The organism is Paraburkholderia bengalensis, from assembly GCF_037126505.1.
Lineage (GTDB): Bacteria > Pseudomonadota > Gammaproteobacteria > Burkholderiales > Burkholderiaceae > Paraburkholderia > Paraburkholderia bengalensis.
Genome location: NZ_JACFYJ010000046.1, coordinates 16,058 through 31,081, shown reverse-complemented (window position 1 = coordinate 31,081; position 15,024 = coordinate 16,058). Strand labels below are relative to the sequence as shown.

The window sequence follows — 15,024 nt, the reverse complement described above, 5'->3', positions numbered from 1 at the left end:
TTTTTGATTGAGCCGACCGCATGCGACGCGCGCCGCGCATCCGTGCGTCAGTGTCCTTCCGTTACTTCGAGTGCTTCGACAGGCTCGCGCCGGAAAACCGCCGCGTTCTCCGTCTCCACGACAGGCACGCGCACGCCGCGCCACACCACCGTCGAGCCGAATGATCCCGCCACCCATTGCGCAAACAGCAGCACGTCGCGCACGGGCAGCAGCGCGAGATCGCGCCAGAACCCGTCGCGCCCGCCGCGCATCATCGAATGCAGGATGACACGCGCGGCGATGCCCGCGACTGTCGCCACCGCGAGCCCGCCCGACAGCATGGCGTGCGCGCCCTGCAGCGCATACGCGAGCCATGCGCCGCACAGCATCCACGGCAGTGTGATCGTCACGAACAGGAATGTGAAGCCCGCGCGATTCACCGAGCGGATCGTGCGCAGCCAGCGCGTCTCGCGGTCCCAGAGCGCGCCGAGCGTGTTTTCCGTCACGTCCGTTTCGACGACGACGGGCGACAGCACCGTTTGCAGTCCCAACTCGCGCACGTGGCCCGCGAGCCAGAAATCGTCGGCGAGCGTGTTGCGCAAGCGCTGGAAACCGCCGATGCGCTCGAGCGTCGTGCGCCGTAGCGCGAGCGTCGCGCCGAATCCGAAGCGCGTCGAGCCGAACAGATGCGCGACGCGCACCGACGGCACGAACCATTCGTTGATGAACTGCGCACCCACGCGCGACCAGTACCCGGCGATGCCCTTCGCACGATACAGGCACGTGACGATGCCCACGCGCGCATCGGACAGCGGCGCGCACACGCGCATCAGATAGTCGGCCTCGACGGCGATGTCGCTGTCGGCGAGCACGAACACGTCATGATGCGCCCACTCGGCAAGGTTGATCAGATTGCTGACCTTCAGATTCGTACCATGAATGCGCGGATCGACGACGAGCGAAATCCGGCATCGCGGATACGCGGCCTGCAACTGGTGCACGATCGCGATGGCGGGATCATCGTCGCGCGACACGCCGCAGATCAGTTCGAAGCAGGGATGCGTCTGCTCGCAGAATGTCGCGAGGTTTTCGAACAGACGTGGCTCGGCGCCGCACAGCGGTTTGAGCACGCTGACGGATGTCGGCGCGGCAGGTCTTTCGGCAGCAGCAGCGCGCGCCGCCGATACGAGCGATGCCATCACCGCGAGCACGGCATACGCCGCGGCGCCGAACGCCAACGCTGTCGGCAGCCAGTAAAAGTGCAGCAGCGTGTCCTGCATGATTTCAATCGCTCCGGCTTCGAATAAGGATGGCCATCAAGTCAACGTCACGGCCACAGCGACCATTCGGAGACCAACTGGCGGCGGCGTCACCAGCCCGTTGCATCGACGGCAACGTAAGGCATCCCGGTGAAACGCAGATGAAGCATCACGAGTCCCCGCGCCGGACAGACACTCGATACGCTCACGGCGTCGCGCGCCGGCCCGACAAAACGTGCGTGACGGCGCTTCACAGCCGCGCGGAACGCGACCTGTGCCGCATGGCGCGTCGCCAGAACGACAGCCAGCAACAAGACGAACGTAAGGAGCCGGAACGACGTTGTCTCGAACAGCGTCTGCGGATACCGGCTGAAAACAAGCAGGCTTACGACAGCGGCGTCGATCGTCGTCGCGGCAACGGAGGCAGTGACGAGATGCGCGCGGATCATCTGAACGGTGGTTTGCTTCATTACACGACCGGCTCGACAGGGTGCGCACCGGGCGCTGCTTATTGCGCGAATGTGAAGCGAGCGTGACGGTGCGACGGATTCGGGCGTGTCCACGCTCGTGGACACGGCACACCGATGTTAGCGAGACGAATCTGAAGGGAATATTAAGCCCCTCAATGGTTGAAGCCATTCATTCACCTTGCAGCGCATTGCTGGCAGCTTGCGCATCGGACGCCAGAAGAGGCACGCATCGACGGGCGTCGATGCGGCGATGCTAGCGGCGTGATCCTGAAGAAATCCTTAAGGCCCTCGAATCACGGTAAGCGCGAAACCACCCACGGCATTCCCGCGCTAGACTGCCGTGGAACACGTACATTGCCAAATCCATGCGCATTCTTCTCATTGAGGACGACGACCTGATCGGCAGCGGACTGGAAGTCGCACTGCGCAACGCCGGCTTTACCGTCGACTGGGCGCGCGATGGACAGCATGCCGACCTCGCGCTCGCCACCACGCACTATGTGCTGGCGATTCTCGACCTCGGCTTGCCCAAGCTGTCCGGGATGGATCTGCTCAAGGCCCTGCGCTTGCGCGGCGACGCCACGCCCGTACTCGTGCTGACGGCGAAAGACACGGCCGCCGACAAAGTGCACGGTCTCGACGCCGGCGCCGACGACTATCTGGGCAAGCCCTTCGATCTTGCCGAACTCGTGTCGCGCTGCCGCGCGCTGATCCGCCGCTCGCAGGGACGCGGCGCCGAGCTGATCTCATGGCGCGGCCTGAGCGTCGACCCCGTCGCACAGACAGTATCGAAAGACGGCGCGCGCGTGCCGCTCACCGCGCGCGAATGGGCCGTGCTGATTCACCTCCTGACGAATGCGGGCGTGCCGCAGCCGCGCGCGCGCATCGAGGAAAGCCTGTATGGATGGCACGAGGAAGTCGAGAGCAATGCCGTAGAAGTGCACGTGTCGAACCTGCGCAAGAAGCTCGGCGTCGACGTGATCCGCACCGTGCGCGGTTTCGGCTACATCGTGGACAAGAACTGATGCGAACGCGCCCGACGTCGATCCGCCGCCGCCTGATGGGGCTGATCCTCGTCAGCGTCGGCGCGGTGTGGGCCGTGATGTTCGCGTGGAGCGTCAACAATGCGGCGCGCGAAGTGGACGAATGGGACGACGCGCGCCTCATCCAGCTCGCGCATCTGCTCGTCCAGCTCGACGGCCCTGACCTCGCGCGCCTCGCCGCCGCGGGCCTCGACGTGCGCAACGAATACACGCGCGCGTCGCGCGCGTGCACGACGACTCAGACGCGCAACCGCGCGACGCGCTCTTCGAGGTGCGCAACGCGGCGGGCGAAGTGATAGCCGCGAGTCCGGACATCGCGGCGCTGCGCGAGCCGATCGCGCGCGACGAAACGGCTGAAGGCGTGCACAGGCTCACGCTGCACGGCGAATCGTGGCTCGCATACGCGCTCGCCGACAGCGCGACGGGACGCCGCGTGCGCGTGCTCGAACCCGCCAACCTGCGCAGCGATCTGACCTCGGGCGTCTCCAGCCGCATCGCACGACCGATCGTCTTTGCGCTGCCCGTGCTCGCCCTGCTCGTCTGGTTCAGCATCGGGCACAGTTTCCGGCCGCTGTCGGCGATCTCCAAGGCCGTGCGCACGCGCGATGCGCGCAATCTAGAGCCGATCCACGTCGATCCGTCGCCCGCCGAAGTGCGGCCGCTCGTCGACGCCATCAACCAGTTGCTCGCGCGCGTGCAGCAGTCGATCCAGCGCGAACGCGCCTTCACGGCCGACGCCGCCCACGAGCTGAAAACGCCGCTCGCTGCGATCAAGGTCCAGGCGCAGGTGGCCCTCGCCGCGCACGACGGCGCGCAGCAACAGCAGGCGATGCAGCGCGTGGTTCAGGGCGTGGACCGCAGTGCGCATCTCGCCGAGCAGCTGCTGCTGCTCGCGCGGCTCGACGAGCGCGAGACGCTCGTACATTCACGCGTGCGGCTGCACGAAGTCGCGAGCGAGGCGGTTGCGTTTCGCGCGCCGCATGCCGAACAGAAGTCGATGGCCGTTGCGCTGACGGGCGAGCGCGACGCGGAAGTCCACGCGGACCGCGCGCTCGCGCGCACACTGATCGACAATCTGCTCGACAACGCGATCAAGTACGGCGACGTGGGCGGTCGCGTGCACATCAGCGTGCTCGCGGACGCGCAAACGGTATCGGTGACGGTGTCCGACAACGGCCCCGGCGTCAACGACGAGGAGCGCGCGCGTCTGACCGACCGCTTCTTTCGCGGCGCGTCGGCTTCGGCGAGCGGCAATGGCAGCGGCCTCGGCCTGTCGATCGTTTCTCGCATCGCGGCGCATTCGAACGCGCGGATTCATATCGGTTCGGGCATCGGCCGGCGCGGGCTCGCGGTGCAGATCGCGTTTCCGCGCGCGCCCGATTTGCGAGCGAAGGCCGCGGAGAAATCGTGAGCGCATGAGCGGTCGACGTAATCGGCCGACACGCGAAAGCATGCGTCTGTCGGTCCGTTTTCAACAGCTGGGTCCCGTATGCGCGCCTCGAGTCGGGACACACGCGTGATTAACTGCAACAGCAGCAGAAGCAGGAGTGAAAGCGGACGGGACGGCGCCATAGCCGCGCATCGTCCGACGACGCGCGCGGAAACGGGCTCAGGGAAAAAGCGGCAAGGACATCGGCCGTTCGACGCCCGATGACTGCTGTCGAGCGGGCCTCGCGGCGCGGGGCTGATTGCGGGACTGAATACGGAGCGTATCGCCGGGCTTTTGCTGGCGCATCGCCGAACTCGCGCGCTCGAGGCCTCGGCGTACGCGGGCCAGCGCGGACGAGAACGATGCCGGCTGCGCCATCAGCGACGGCAACGAAGCCTCCAGTTCCATCAGCAACATCGGCAAGCTCGGCGCCGGGGATGGTCGGGTCTTCCGTGGTCGGTTTGTCATGGACGCCTCTCGAGAACGCTGCGCGCACTGTAGCACAGTGCCGCTTCGCGCTTCCCGGGCGGGACGGGTGGCATCGCGCAGCGCCTTTGCGCGGCGTCGGCGCGCCAGACAGAGCGCTATATACCCAACGAAAAGCACGGAAACCGACAGGGGCGCTAGACGAGCGCTTCGTCGGCGACGGCGAGCATCGTGCCGCGGCATGCAGGCGATCCGCAGCGGCAAACATATTGCCGGCGTGTCTCTTCATCCTCGGGATCATCGACGCACAGACCGTACGAAATCAGCAGCTCCTCGCCACACTGGATATCGACCGCCGCTTCGATGAACACGCGCCCGTCCACTTCGACGGCCTCGCAGTTCGCACTGCACGCATGATTCAGCCACCGCGCGCTATTACCGCCGATGCTGCCGTCGATCACCCGTCCATCGGACAGCCCGAATACGAATGTATGCCCATACTCGCCGCTGCCCTGCACGATGCGCTTCGCGGCGCGTCGCCATGACGTCACCTCGCCCTTGTACTCGATGATGCGCTCGCCGGCTGCGAGCGTGCATAGCGCGAACACACCTTTGCCGTGAATCGGCGACCGCCTGACTGATAAACGACGCATGGGCTGCTTTCGATGAGGGACGATCGATGCAGTATAGGGCGCGAAAAAAAATCCGCTGTTATCGATGTGCGTATATTCGTCCTCGCGCGCGCATCGAAATCGTGAGGATGCGCCGTTGCTTCCCTCGCCTGTCGCAAGGGCGTTGCCGCTATACGCGTCTGACGGTCGCAAAGCTCATGGCGATCGAACCGCGCGCGTTTGCGCTGCGCGGCTCGAATGTCGCGGCACCGGCATGCGATGCGCGCGCGAGCCGCGCATACAGATCGGGACGCCGCGCGTCGAGCCAGCGCTGCCCAGGGCTCGTGCCGATCAGCGCGGGATCGAGGTCCGCGACGATCATGCCGTCCGTCGGCTGCCCCATGTTCGCCTCGCGCGACGATGCGCCCGAACGGATCGACGATTGCGCCGTAACCGCCGTCGCTGTAGACGACGAACATACCGTTGTCGAGCGCACGCGCGGGCAAGGCGTGGCGCGTCCACGCGTTCGTTTCGTCCGCTTCGCTGCCCATCGTCGCCGCGTCTGGGCACGCGTGCGGCGCAACCAGCAATGCCGCGCCGAGCAGCGACGCCATCCGCGCGTTCTCCACCAGATAGTGGTCGCCGCCCACCAGCACCGCGAGCCGCCAGCCGGCGGGCGTATCGAACACGGTGAAGCCGTCGCCGCGCGCGATGTGAGGCTGGCCGTCCGTCTGCAGCATCCGGTGCACGTGCCGCTCGCCGCCCGGCAGGCAGACGGCGTAACTGTCATATAGTTCGCCGCTTGCCGCGCGCTCGATCAATCCGACGCCCGCCGCCACGCCCGTGCGGTCAACGGCAGCGGCGACGGCGCGCACGCAGGGACTGTCGATGCCCACCGCGAGCGCCTTCAGCTCCGCGCGGTGCGGCCTGCGCGCATCGCCGGCCGATGCCGTGCGCGAATCGATACCGCCCGTCAGCGACGCTTCGGGAAACACCGCGAGCCCGACGCCCGCGCGCGCCGCGCATTCGATGTGCGCGACGACGCGCGCAACGTTATGGTCGACGGCACCGCGCTGTGCGGCAAACGGAATCGAGGCGACGCGCAGCGTCGCGGCAGGCATGGAGCACATGATGGAGATCGCGTTGACTCAACAGGATGGCTCTATTGAAGCGTCCGCCGTTCGATAAGTAAAATGAATAATCTGATCGAAACGATAACGGTGAAGAATGGAAATCCGCCTGCTGCGCGCGTTCCTGACCGTCGCGAACTTGCGCCATTTCGGCCGCGCCGCTGACGCCTTGCACCTGAGCCAGCCTGCGCTGAGCAAGCAGATCGTCGGCGCTCAGCGAGCGTCGGCGGACGCCTGTTCGAGCGCGGAAGGCACGGCGCCGAGCTGACGGCGTTCGGCGCGGCATTCCTGCCCGACGCCGAGGCGCTGGTGCGCGAACTCGACGACGTGCTCGCCCGCGCGCGCGAGGCAAGCGGCGGACGGCGCGGCCATCTGCGCATCGGACTGTGCCTGTCGACGCTCACGCTCGCACCGCCGCTGATCGCCGCGTATCGCGCGCAGCATCCGCACATCGGCGTCACGCTGAATGATCTGTCGTCGGCGGAACAGACACGGCGCATGTTCGCGGGCAAGCTCGATGTCGGGTTCGTGCGCTTGCCGGCGGCGCCGGGACTGTCGGCGTTCGCCGTGATCGACGAGTCGCTCGCGCTCGCCGTTCCGCAGCAGGCGAAGTGGAAGCGCCTGCCCGCAAAGCTGGAGGAATTCAACGAGCTCGGCTTCATCGCGCTCGCGCGTCATCGCGGGCCAGGCACGGCCGCGATGATCGACGCGTGGTGTGCGGAACGCGGCTTCACGCCGCGTGTGATGCAGCAGGCCGACGATATCCAGTCGGTGCTGGCGGGCGTGGCCGCGGGCGTCGGTGTCGCGTTCGTGCCGTCGCGCGCGCGATCTGCTGCGCGACGCCAAGGTGTTGCGGCTCAAGGATGCCTCGGCGCAATGGCGCGTCGGCCTTGCGTGGCAGACGGAGCGCGACGATCCCGTGGTGGCGCGCTTCGTCGATTACGTGCGCGCCGCGATGAAGCAAAACGCGCAGGCGGCGCGCGCCGCGGTTACGGCGTGACGATTACAGCGTAAGGCGTGCTTCGAGTCCGCCGCCTTCGCGGTTGCGCAGCGTGAGCGTTGCGTTCATCGACTGCGCGAGCTGCTTCGCGATCGCGAGGCCAAGCCCGGTGCCGCCCGTTTCCCGATTGCGCGAACTCTCGACGCGATAGAACGGCTGGAACACGGCTTCGAGCAGCGATGGAGGAATGCCGGGCCCGCGATCGAGCACCGTGATGGACAACTGGCGCTTGCGCCCGGGATCGACGCAGACATCGACGGTAACGGCGCCGCCGCCCGAATACTTCAGCGCGTTGTCGATCAGATTGCCAAGGATGCGCCGCAGCGCCTGCGGACGCGTCGTCACCGTCTCGCCGATGTGTCCCGTCAGCGACACGGGGTCGCCCGCATCCGCGTAGTCGCTGACGATGCTCTCCAGCAGCGCATCGGGATCGATCCGGCAGGGCTTTTCGTCGGCACCGTGCAGCGTGCGCGCGTAGGCCACCCCCTCACGCACCAGCAACTCCATTTCCTTCAGATCTTTTTGCAGACGCGCACGCTCCGTTTCGTCGTCGAGCAGATCGGCGCGCAGCCGCATGCGCGTGATGGGCGTTTGCAGATCGTGGGAAATCGCCGCGAGTATCTGCAGGCGCTCGCGCATATAGATGCCGATGCGCGCCTGCATCGCGTTGAACGCCTTCGACGCGCGCGCCACTTCTTCCGGGCCGTCCTCGGGCAGCGCGGCGGGCGCGAGGTCGGGGCCGAGCGTGTCGGCAGCGCGCGCGAGCCGCTCGAGCGGCCGCGTCGCGAGCCGCACCGCGAGCCATGCGCAGCCGGCGAGCAGTGCAAGCTGCGCGGCGAGCACGAGCGGCAGCCACGGCGACAGCGGAATGCCGTGCATGGGATGCATGTCGATGGTGAGGGGCGTGCCGTCGCTCAACGTCATATGCACTTCGAGATGCTCGGCGTCGCCCGGCACGGCATTGGCTGTCACGTGATACTTCGAGCCGACGTCTTTCGCGATCGATTCGCCGATTTCCTGCGACAGCTTCGCGTCGGGCGGCATGCCGCTCGTGCCCTTGCCGAGCACGAACCGATAGCTGCGCCGCGCGAGCTTCGGCAGCCACGCTTCGCGCTCGGCGGGCGTCAGACGGTCGAGCAGCGCAACGGAACTGGTCACTTCCTGACCGATGTAGCCGACCATCACATGCATGGTCGCGTCGTTGCGCTCGGTCACCGTGAGCCACACGGAAAGCGTCTGCGCGGCCAGCAGCCCGGCGAAGAAGATCAGCGACAGCCGCACGAACAGCGTGCGCGGCGCCCACAGCGCGCGCAGCGGGAGCGAGGCGGTGTTCATCCCGCGCTGTCCTCGGCCGTGACGAGCGACGAGAACACATAGCCCTCGTTGCGCAGCGTCTTGATATAGCGCGGCTCGCGCGCGTCGTCGCGCAGGCGCTGGCGCACGCGGCTCACGAGCAGGTCGATCGAGCGGTCGAACGGTTCCGTCTGGCGTCCTTGCGTGAGCGTGAGCAACTGGTCGCGCGTCAGCACGCGCTGCGGATGATCGACAAACACGCGCAGCAGCCGGTATTCGGCGCCGCTCAGCGCAACCATCGTGCCGTCGCTGTCGATCAGGTTGCGGCCGATCGTATCGAGCCGCCAGTCGCCGAAGCACAGGAAGTGGGCCGTGCTCTGCTGCTCGTTGCCAGGCGGCATCATCCGCGCGCGGCGCAGGATCGCGCGGATGCGCGCCAGCAGTTGCGCACGGCGAACGGCTTGGCGAGATAGTCGTCGGCGCCCATTTCGAGCCCCACGACGCGGTCGGTCTCCTCGCTGAGCGCCGTCAGCATCAGGATCGGGATGTGCTGGAATTCGCCCGCGCGCAACTCGCGGCACAGGTCCAGACCGCTTTCGCCGGGCAGCATCAGGTCGAGCACGATCAGGTCGGGGCGCTCGACGGCAAGCGCCGCGCGCATCTGCCGGCCGCCCGATGCGAGCGTCACCCGCACGCCGCTCTTGCCCAGATAGGTGCCGACCAGTTCGCGGATGTCGCGGTCGTCGTCGACGATCAGAACGTGATCCGTTTTATCCACACAAGGCTCCTTCCGCCGTTGCGCCTGTTGATGGTCCGCTTATCTTACGCGTCGCCGACGACCGACAGGCTCTTGCCGTCCGACACCGACGCCTCGAGCGCGTACGGATCGACGTCGTCCAGACAGCCGATGTTCACGCGCCACAGGTTCGGGTCCTTGCGGGTCTGATGAAACGGATAGATGCCGCAGTGCTTGCAGAAATAGTGCTTCGCGACGCGCGTGTTGAACTGATACAGCGTCAGGCTGTCCTCGCCTGACAGGATGCGCAGCGCGCCCGACGCAAAGAACGGCGTCATCAGCGCGCCCTTGCGGCGGCACAGGCTGCAGTTGCAGCGCGCGGCGGGCGTAACGGGCGTTTCGACTTCGAACTGGACGGCGCCGCAATGGCATGAGCCGTGATGAATAGGGGAAGTCATGGCGTGCTCCTCGATGCGATGCCGCCTTTATACCCTGGCGCTGATCGGGCGATGTGTCCCAATGTATCTGGCTGGTACAGCGATACAAAATCGCCGCTCAGGCACGCGTGGCGGGGCTCGCGGGCTCGCAGGGCTGCAGGTTCGCAGACAGTGGCGGCGGCGTGCGCGTCGCCGCCGCACGGGGCCGGCGCTGCGCGCGCTACTGGCTGCACCCGTCCTTCGCGTCGGGCGCCCTGACGGCCGTCAGATCGAAATCCGCCTCCTGCAAGCCCTTCGGACTCGTCTCGACCCAATGCAGCTGCGTGGGCGAGCGCACGAGGCCGACACTGCCCGTGTACGTCCACGCAATCGGCGAAGGCTGGGTGCCCGCCAGTTCGATCGACGTCGGCGTGAGCTTCAGATGCAATAGCCGTCCATCCTGTGCCGGCGTATACGCCCGCGCGCCGATGACCGCGATGCCCGCCTCGCGCACGGAAGCCGGCATGCAGTCGAGCGTCGCCGTCGTGTTGCCGTCCGCGTCGACCAGTTGCGCGAAGCCGTGGCCCTTGTCGTCCGTTGCGACGACGATGAAACGATCGACGGTCGGCACATACGCGGCCGCATACGTGTAATACAGCAGCCGGTCCGCGATCACGCGCGGCTCGCTCAACACGCCCGTCGCGGGATCGAGCGTCGCCACCTTCAGCCGCGCGTAGGTCTCGCCGCTCACGTACTGCTGCCACACGAGCAGCGCGCGCGTCGGCGAGCCCGCGATCATCGGCCACCATTCGCGCACGCGCGGCGCAACCTCGACGGCCTGCAGCAGCGCACCGTCGGCGTCGTACGTCTTCGCATAGACGCCCTTGCCCGTGCCCAGATTGTCGACACCGCCGCCGTCCACCCAATCGTTCGAGTAGAACACGACGAAGCGCGAGCCGACGGCGGCGACGTGACCCGAGTGACCGCCCGCCAGCACGTCGTTCGGATAAGGCTTCACGTCTTTCAGACCGGACGTGTAGACGCCGTAACGCTGGCTCACTTCATTGGCCGTATTCCAGCCGTCCTCGAACGACACCATCACGCGCCCCGTGTCGTTCTGCGCGACGGAAACGGGCTCCTGCGCTTCCGGCCGGCTGATGAACACGCGCGGCCGCCCGAGATTCGCCTGCTGCGGCGTCCAGCGCGCCACATAGACATCGTGCGTCCAGTTGCGGTCGCGGCCCGGGCCGCGCGGCGGCAGGCCCGAACTGCTGAAGAACACGGTCGTCACGCCCTGCGCATCGGTGATCGCGCCGATGCCGTGCTGCCAGGCGCGCAGATCGCCCGACGGCACACGCGCCGTGCTGGCGGCGGACGCCGAACGGGCCGGCTTCGTGCCGGCCGCGCTCGCGCCCGGCACGGCATGCGCAGCGGCCGCGACCGCGAGGGGGACCGCGAGTACTGCAAGCATGGTCCGCATGGGCGCCCTTCACTCCACCGTGACCGACTTCGCGAGGTTGCGCGGCTTGTCGACGTCGGTGCCGCGTGCGCAGGCCGTGTGGTACGCGAGTAACTGCAGCGGCACCACGTGCAGGATAGGCGACAGCGGGCCGTAGTGCGCCGGCAACTGGATCACGCGCAGCCCGTCGCTGCTTTCGATCTTCGTGTCCGCATCGGCGAACACGTACAGCTGGCCGCCGCGCGCGCGCACTTCCTGGATGTTCGACTTGAGCTTTTCGAGCAGCGCGTCGTTCGGCGCGATCGTGATGACGGGCATCTCGTCGGTGACGATCGCAAGCGGCCCGTGCTTCAGCTCGCCAGCCGGATACGCTTCGGCGTGGATGTACGAGATTTCCTTCAGCTTGAGCGCGCCCTCCAGCGCAATCGGGTAATGCACGCCGCGTCCGAGGAATAGCGCGTGATCCTTGCGCGCGAGCGCCTGCGCCCACGCGACGATCTGCGGCTCCAGCGCCAGCACGCTGTTCAGCGCGGCGGGCAGATGATGCAGCTGGCGCAGCGCCTGCGTTTCGTCGTCGGCGCGTATGCGGCCGCGCTCCTTGCCGAGCGTGAGCGCGAGCAGGAACAGCGCGACCAGTTGCGTCGTGAAGGCCTTCGTCGACGCAACGCCGATCTCCGGCCCCGCGCCCGTCAGATACTGCAGTTCCGTGAGCCGCATCATCGAGCTATGCGGCACATTGCAGATCGCGAGCGTATGGTGATGACCGATCTGCTGCGCGTGCTTCAACGCGGCGAGCGTGTCGGCCGTCTCGCCCGATTGCGACACGACGACGACCATCGCGCACGGATTCACCACGCTCTCGCGATAGCGATACTCGCTGGCAATTTCCACCTGGGTCGGAATGCCCGCAATCGATTCGAACCAGTACTTCGCCGTCAGTGCCGAGTAATAGCTCGTGCCGCATGCGAGCAGGAGCAGCGAATCGACCTCGCTGAACGCGTGCTGCGCATTCGCGCCGAACAGCGCCGGGGTGATCGCGCGCACACGTTCAGTTGCATCGGCAACCACGTCCGGCTGCTCGAAGATTTCCTTTTGCATGTAGTGGCGATACGGGCCGAGTTCCGCCGCGTAGTGGCTCGCACGCTGCATATGCACTTCGCGGCGCACGCTCTCGCCGTCGCGATCGACGATATGCGCGCCGTCGCACGACAGCACGGCGACATCGCCCTCTTCGAGGAAAATGAAATGCTCTGCCGTGCCCGACAGCGCCATCGCGTCGGACGCGAGATAGTTGCCCCGCTCGCCGACGCCGACCACGAGGGGCGAACCGGCACGCGCGCCGATCACGCGGTCCGGTTCGCTCTTCGCGAACACGGCGATCGCATAAGCGCCGCGCAAGCGCAGCAACGCGCGCTGCACGGCTTTTAGCAGGTCGCGCGACGCATCCTGCTCGCGCGTGTGATGGATCAGATGCGCGATCACTTCCGTGTCGGTCGCCGATTCGAACACGTATCCGAGCGCCTTCAGCTCGTCGCGCAGCGGTTCGTGATTTTCGATGATGCCGTTATGAACCAGCGCGATCTCGTCGTGCGAGAAGATCGGGTGCGCGTTGTCCGTGACGGGCGCGCCATGCGTCGCCCAGCGCGTGTGCGCGACGCCGATCGTGCCCGACAGATTCGCTGCCTCGACCTGCCCGGCCAGATTCGCGACGCGTTCCGTGCTGCGCACGCGGCGCGGCGAGCCATGCTGCAAAACGGCCACGCCGCATGAGTCATAGCCGCGATATTCGAGCCGCCGCAAACCTTCCGTCAGCACGCCGACGACGTCGCGCTGCGCTACTGCTCCTACGATTCCGCACATGTTGGTCTCCGTGGTGCGTGTCTTGTCCTGGGCAGCGGCGTGCCTACGCGGCCTGGCGCTCGAACTCGGGCACGCTCATCACGTGCGAGATCATGCCGTCGTCGTCGTGATACGCAACGAGGCAGCGGCCGGCATCGCCTTCGGGAATGTCGTGCGTCGCCGGTTGCGGGGCTTCCGCCGCCTCGGGCATGCGGCGCACGCGGCTCGTGTTCAGCGCATCCATCTGACGGCCGAAGGTCCACAGCACCATCGACAGTACGACGATGCCAATGCCGACGATGCCCGGCATGAATGCGTCGAGCGACATCTCCTCTTCGCTCGCGTTCGCGAGACACCAGCGGATATAGACGGCCGCCAGCACCCACGTGCCCAGCACGAGCGCAGGCCGCGCGAAGCGATACCACGCGACGGAGCGCATGGCTTGCGCCTTGCTGCACTCCGTGGCGAACTGCGAGACGGACTGCTTCGACACATCGATGATCGGGTATTCCATGTTGTATTTCCCCTGTCCTGATTGTTGGCTATGCGGTAGTCACTGCGTTGACGTCATTCCGACTGCGGCGCTGCGGGTTGTGCGAGAAGCGGTGCCGATGCATCGGCCGTCACGGCGCCGCTGGAGCGGATGCCGCGATCCGGGCTGACCCAGCGCGCGCGCTTTCTGCGGCGCTGGCTGACCACGCCCGGCAGCGCGATCACGGAGGCGATCATGCTGATCGCCCAGAACGCGGCGGGATACCAGACGGTGTCGATGAAATAGCGCATCAGGTTCTTGTCGTAGCGTCGGTCGATCAGGCAGCCGAGAAAGATCTGCGCGCAGCAGGTCGCGAACAGCAGCACGCCCGTGCCGCGCGGCACGAAGGCGAAACGCCACGCTTCCGCCAGCGGGAACAGCGCGGTGGCCGCCATCATCACGAGCGTGAACAGCATGCAGTACGCCCACACGATGCTGATCGCGTACTCGACGAAGATCGGCCACATCATCATGTTGCGGCGGGACAGCACCGCGCCCGCGTACTTGAAGAGCACCTGGATGCCGCCCTTGGCCCAGCGCAGACGCTGCTTGTAGAGGCCGCGCAACGTCTCCGGCATCAAGATCCAGCTGAGCGCGCGCGATTCGAAATGCACGCCCCAGCCCTGCACCTGCAGCTTCCAGCTGATGTCGATGTCTTCCGTCAGCATGTCGGAACTCCAGAAGCCCACTTCCTGCAGCGCGCGCTTCCTGAACATCGACACCACGCCCGACACCGTCAGCAGACGCCCATACATGTGCTGCGTGCGCTTGATGAGACCGACGATCGACGAGAACTCGCCCACCTGCATGCGCCCGAGCAGCGACGAGCGCGTGCGGATGCGCGGATTGCCCGTCACGGCGCCGACGGAGGCGTCGTCGAGGAAGTGGCGCAGCATCCAGCTGATCGCTTCCGGATCGAGCAGCGAGTCGCCGTCGATGCACATCAGGTACTCGGCGTCGGACAGCATCGCCGCCGTCGTGAGGCCGATCGCCTTGCCTTCGTTCTGATGCTGGTGCACGACGACGAGCTTCGGATACACGTTGACGAGCTGGTTCAGGATCGCGCCTGTGTCGTCCCGGCTGCCGTCGTTGATCGCGATGACGTTGTAGTTCGGATAGTTCAGCTTGTCGAGGCACGCGATCACTTCGCGCACGTTGTCCGCCTCGTTGTAGCAAGGCACGACGACGGACACCTTCGGATAGGCCGCGAGCGGCGGCGCCGCCTTGCGGCCCGCATCACGGCGCTCGATCAGCAGATAGTGCAGCAGTCCTCCTGCCATCCACAGATATGCCATCAGCAGCGGATAGTAGAAGACGAAGTTCGAGATGACGCTCATTACATTTTTCATTGTGGTCCCCTGGTCCGGGTTGGCATCGCTTTGATCGACATGCATCGCCCGAT

The 15,024-nt window shown here is 66.5% G+C and carries 11 protein-coding genes and 3 pseudogenes; 3 read left to right on the top strand and 11 right to left on the bottom strand.

All coding sequences use genetic code 11. The features are described 5' to 3' along the window. Positions 1-47 precede the first annotated feature (47 nt). Both hpnI and H3V53_RS24560 read right to left on the bottom strand, forming a co-directional pair. Positions 48-1,259, bottom strand: coding sequence for a bacteriohopanetetrol glucosamine biosynthesis glycosyltransferase HpnI (gene hpnI, locus H3V53_RS24565; protein ID WP_336600178.1), 1,212 nt, complete (start codon positions 1,257-1,259; stop codon positions 48-50). Between the two features lie 89 nt (positions 1,260-1,348). Continuing rightward, positions 1,349-1,708: a hypothetical protein gene (locus H3V53_RS24560; RefSeq protein WP_336600177.1), complete on the bottom strand. Its 360-nt coding sequence runs from the start codon at positions 1,706-1,708 to the stop codon at positions 1,349-1,351. A gap of 365 nt (positions 1,709-2,073) precedes the next feature. Between H3V53_RS24560 and H3V53_RS24555 the strand changes: the two genes are divergently transcribed. Both H3V53_RS24555 and H3V53_RS24550 read left to right on the top strand, forming a co-directional pair. After that, complete coding sequence (locus H3V53_RS24555; protein ID WP_336600176.1) at positions 2,074-2,733, top strand: response regulator; 660 nt, start codon at positions 2,074-2,076, stop codon at positions 2,731-2,733. After that, positions 2,733-4,162, top strand: a pseudogene (locus H3V53_RS24550) (ATP-binding protein). The gene H3V53_RS24555 and the pseudogene H3V53_RS24550 overlap by 1 nt, the downstream one beginning before the upstream one ends. A gap of 641 nt (positions 4,163-4,803) precedes the next feature. Here the strand turns inward: H3V53_RS24550 and H3V53_RS24545 are convergent. Then, positions 4,804-5,259: an SET domain-containing protein gene (locus H3V53_RS24545; protein WP_336600175.1), complete on the bottom strand. Its 456-nt coding sequence runs from the start codon at positions 5,257-5,259 to the stop codon at positions 4,804-4,806. Next, positions 5,154-6,347, bottom strand: a complete 1,194-nt coding sequence (locus tag H3V53_RS24540) for a nitrilase-related carbon-nitrogen hydrolase (protein ID WP_336600174.1) — start codon at positions 6,345-6,347, stop codon at positions 5,154-5,156. The genes H3V53_RS24545 and H3V53_RS24540 overlap by 106 nt, the downstream gene beginning before the upstream one ends. 97 nt (positions 6,348-6,444) lie before the next feature. Between H3V53_RS24540 and H3V53_RS24535 the strand changes: the two are divergent. Then, positions 6,445-7,347, top strand: a pseudogene (locus tag H3V53_RS24535) (LysR family transcriptional regulator). Between the two features lie 3 nt (positions 7,348-7,350). On the opposite strand, the gene H3V53_RS24530 reads toward H3V53_RS24535, so the two are convergent. The 7 genes and pseudogenes from H3V53_RS24530 to pgaC form a co-directional block, all read right to left on the bottom strand. Beyond that, positions 7,351-8,682 (bottom strand): sensor histidine kinase, encoded by a 1,332-nt coding sequence (locus H3V53_RS24530; RefSeq protein ID WP_336600173.1) that lies wholly within the window; start codon positions 8,680-8,682, stop codon positions 7,351-7,353. Then, a pseudogene (locus H3V53_RS24525) lies at positions 8,679-9,418 on the bottom strand (response regulator). Before H3V53_RS24525 ends, H3V53_RS24530 begins: the two are co-directional and overlap by 4 nt. A gap of 44 nt (positions 9,419-9,462) precedes the next feature. After that, on the bottom strand, positions 9,463-9,834 hold the full coding sequence (locus H3V53_RS24520) for a GFA family protein (protein ID WP_336600172.1): 372 nt from the start codon (positions 9,832-9,834) through the stop codon (positions 9,463-9,465). Between the two features lie 199 nt (positions 9,835-10,033). Beyond that, on the bottom strand, positions 10,034-11,272 hold the full coding sequence (locus H3V53_RS24515) for a hypothetical protein (RefSeq protein ID WP_336600171.1): 1,239 nt from the start codon (positions 11,270-11,272) through the stop codon (positions 10,034-10,036). Between the two features lie 9 nt (positions 11,273-11,281). Beyond that, positions 11,282-13,111, bottom strand: coding sequence for a glutamine--fructose-6-phosphate transaminase (isomerizing) (glmS, locus tag H3V53_RS24510; protein WP_336600170.1), 1,830 nt, complete (start codon positions 13,109-13,111; stop codon positions 11,282-11,284). Between the two features lie 43 nt (positions 13,112-13,154). After that, the gene (locus tag H3V53_RS24505; protein ID WP_054926200.1) at positions 13,155-13,604 is read right to left on the bottom strand and encodes a hypothetical protein; all 450 of its coding nucleotides are present in this window, start codon (positions 13,602-13,604) and stop codon (positions 13,155-13,157) included. Between the two features lie 53 nt (positions 13,605-13,657). Continuing rightward, a complete protein-coding gene (gene pgaC / locus H3V53_RS24500) occupies positions 13,658-14,959 on the bottom strand; it encodes a poly-beta-1,6-N-acetyl-D-glucosamine synthase (RefSeq protein WP_336600169.1) in 1,302 nt (433 codons plus the stop codon). Between the last annotated feature and the right edge of the window lie 65 nt (positions 14,960-15,024).

Bases quoted from the DNA above. Each gene is read 5' to 3' on its own strand.
- hpnI (WP_336600178.1), bottom strand. From the start codon at position 1,259: ATGCAGGACACGCTGCTGCACTTTTACTGGCTGCCGACAGCGTTGGCG.
- H3V53_RS24560 (WP_336600177.1), bottom strand. From the start codon at position 1,708: ATGAAGCAAACCACCGTTCAGATGATCCGCGCGCATCTCGTCACTGCC.
- H3V53_RS24555 (WP_336600176.1), top strand. From the start codon at position 2,074: ATGCGCATTCTTCTCATTGAGGACGACGACCTGATCGGCAGCGGACTG.
- H3V53_RS24545 (WP_336600175.1), bottom strand. From the start codon at position 5,259: ATGCGTCGTTTATCAGTCAGGCGGTCGCCGATTCACGGCAAAGGTGTG.
- H3V53_RS24540 (WP_336600174.1), bottom strand. From the start codon at position 6,347: ATGTGCTCCATGCCTGCCGCGACGCTGCGCGTCGCCTCGATTCCGTTT.
- H3V53_RS24530 (WP_336600173.1), bottom strand. From the start codon at position 8,682: ATGAACACCGCCTCGCTCCCGCTGCGCGCGCTGTGGGCGCCGCGCACG.
- H3V53_RS24520 (WP_336600172.1), bottom strand. From the start codon at position 9,834: ATGACTTCCCCTATTCATCACGGCTCATGCCATTGCGGCGCCGTCCAG.
- H3V53_RS24515 (WP_336600171.1), bottom strand. From the start codon at position 11,272: ATGCGGACCATGCTTGCAGTACTCGCGGTCCCCCTCGCGGTCGCGGCC.
- glmS (WP_336600170.1), bottom strand. From the start codon at position 13,111: ATGTGCGGAATCGTAGGAGCAGTAGCGCAGCGCGACGTCGTCGGCGTG.
- H3V53_RS24505 (WP_054926200.1), bottom strand. From the start codon at position 13,604: ATGGAATACCCGATCATCGATGTGTCGAAGCAGTCCGTCTCGCAGTTC.
- pgaC (WP_336600169.1), bottom strand. From the start codon at position 14,959: ATGAGCGTCATCTCGAACTTCGTCTTCTACTATCCGCTGCTGATGGCA.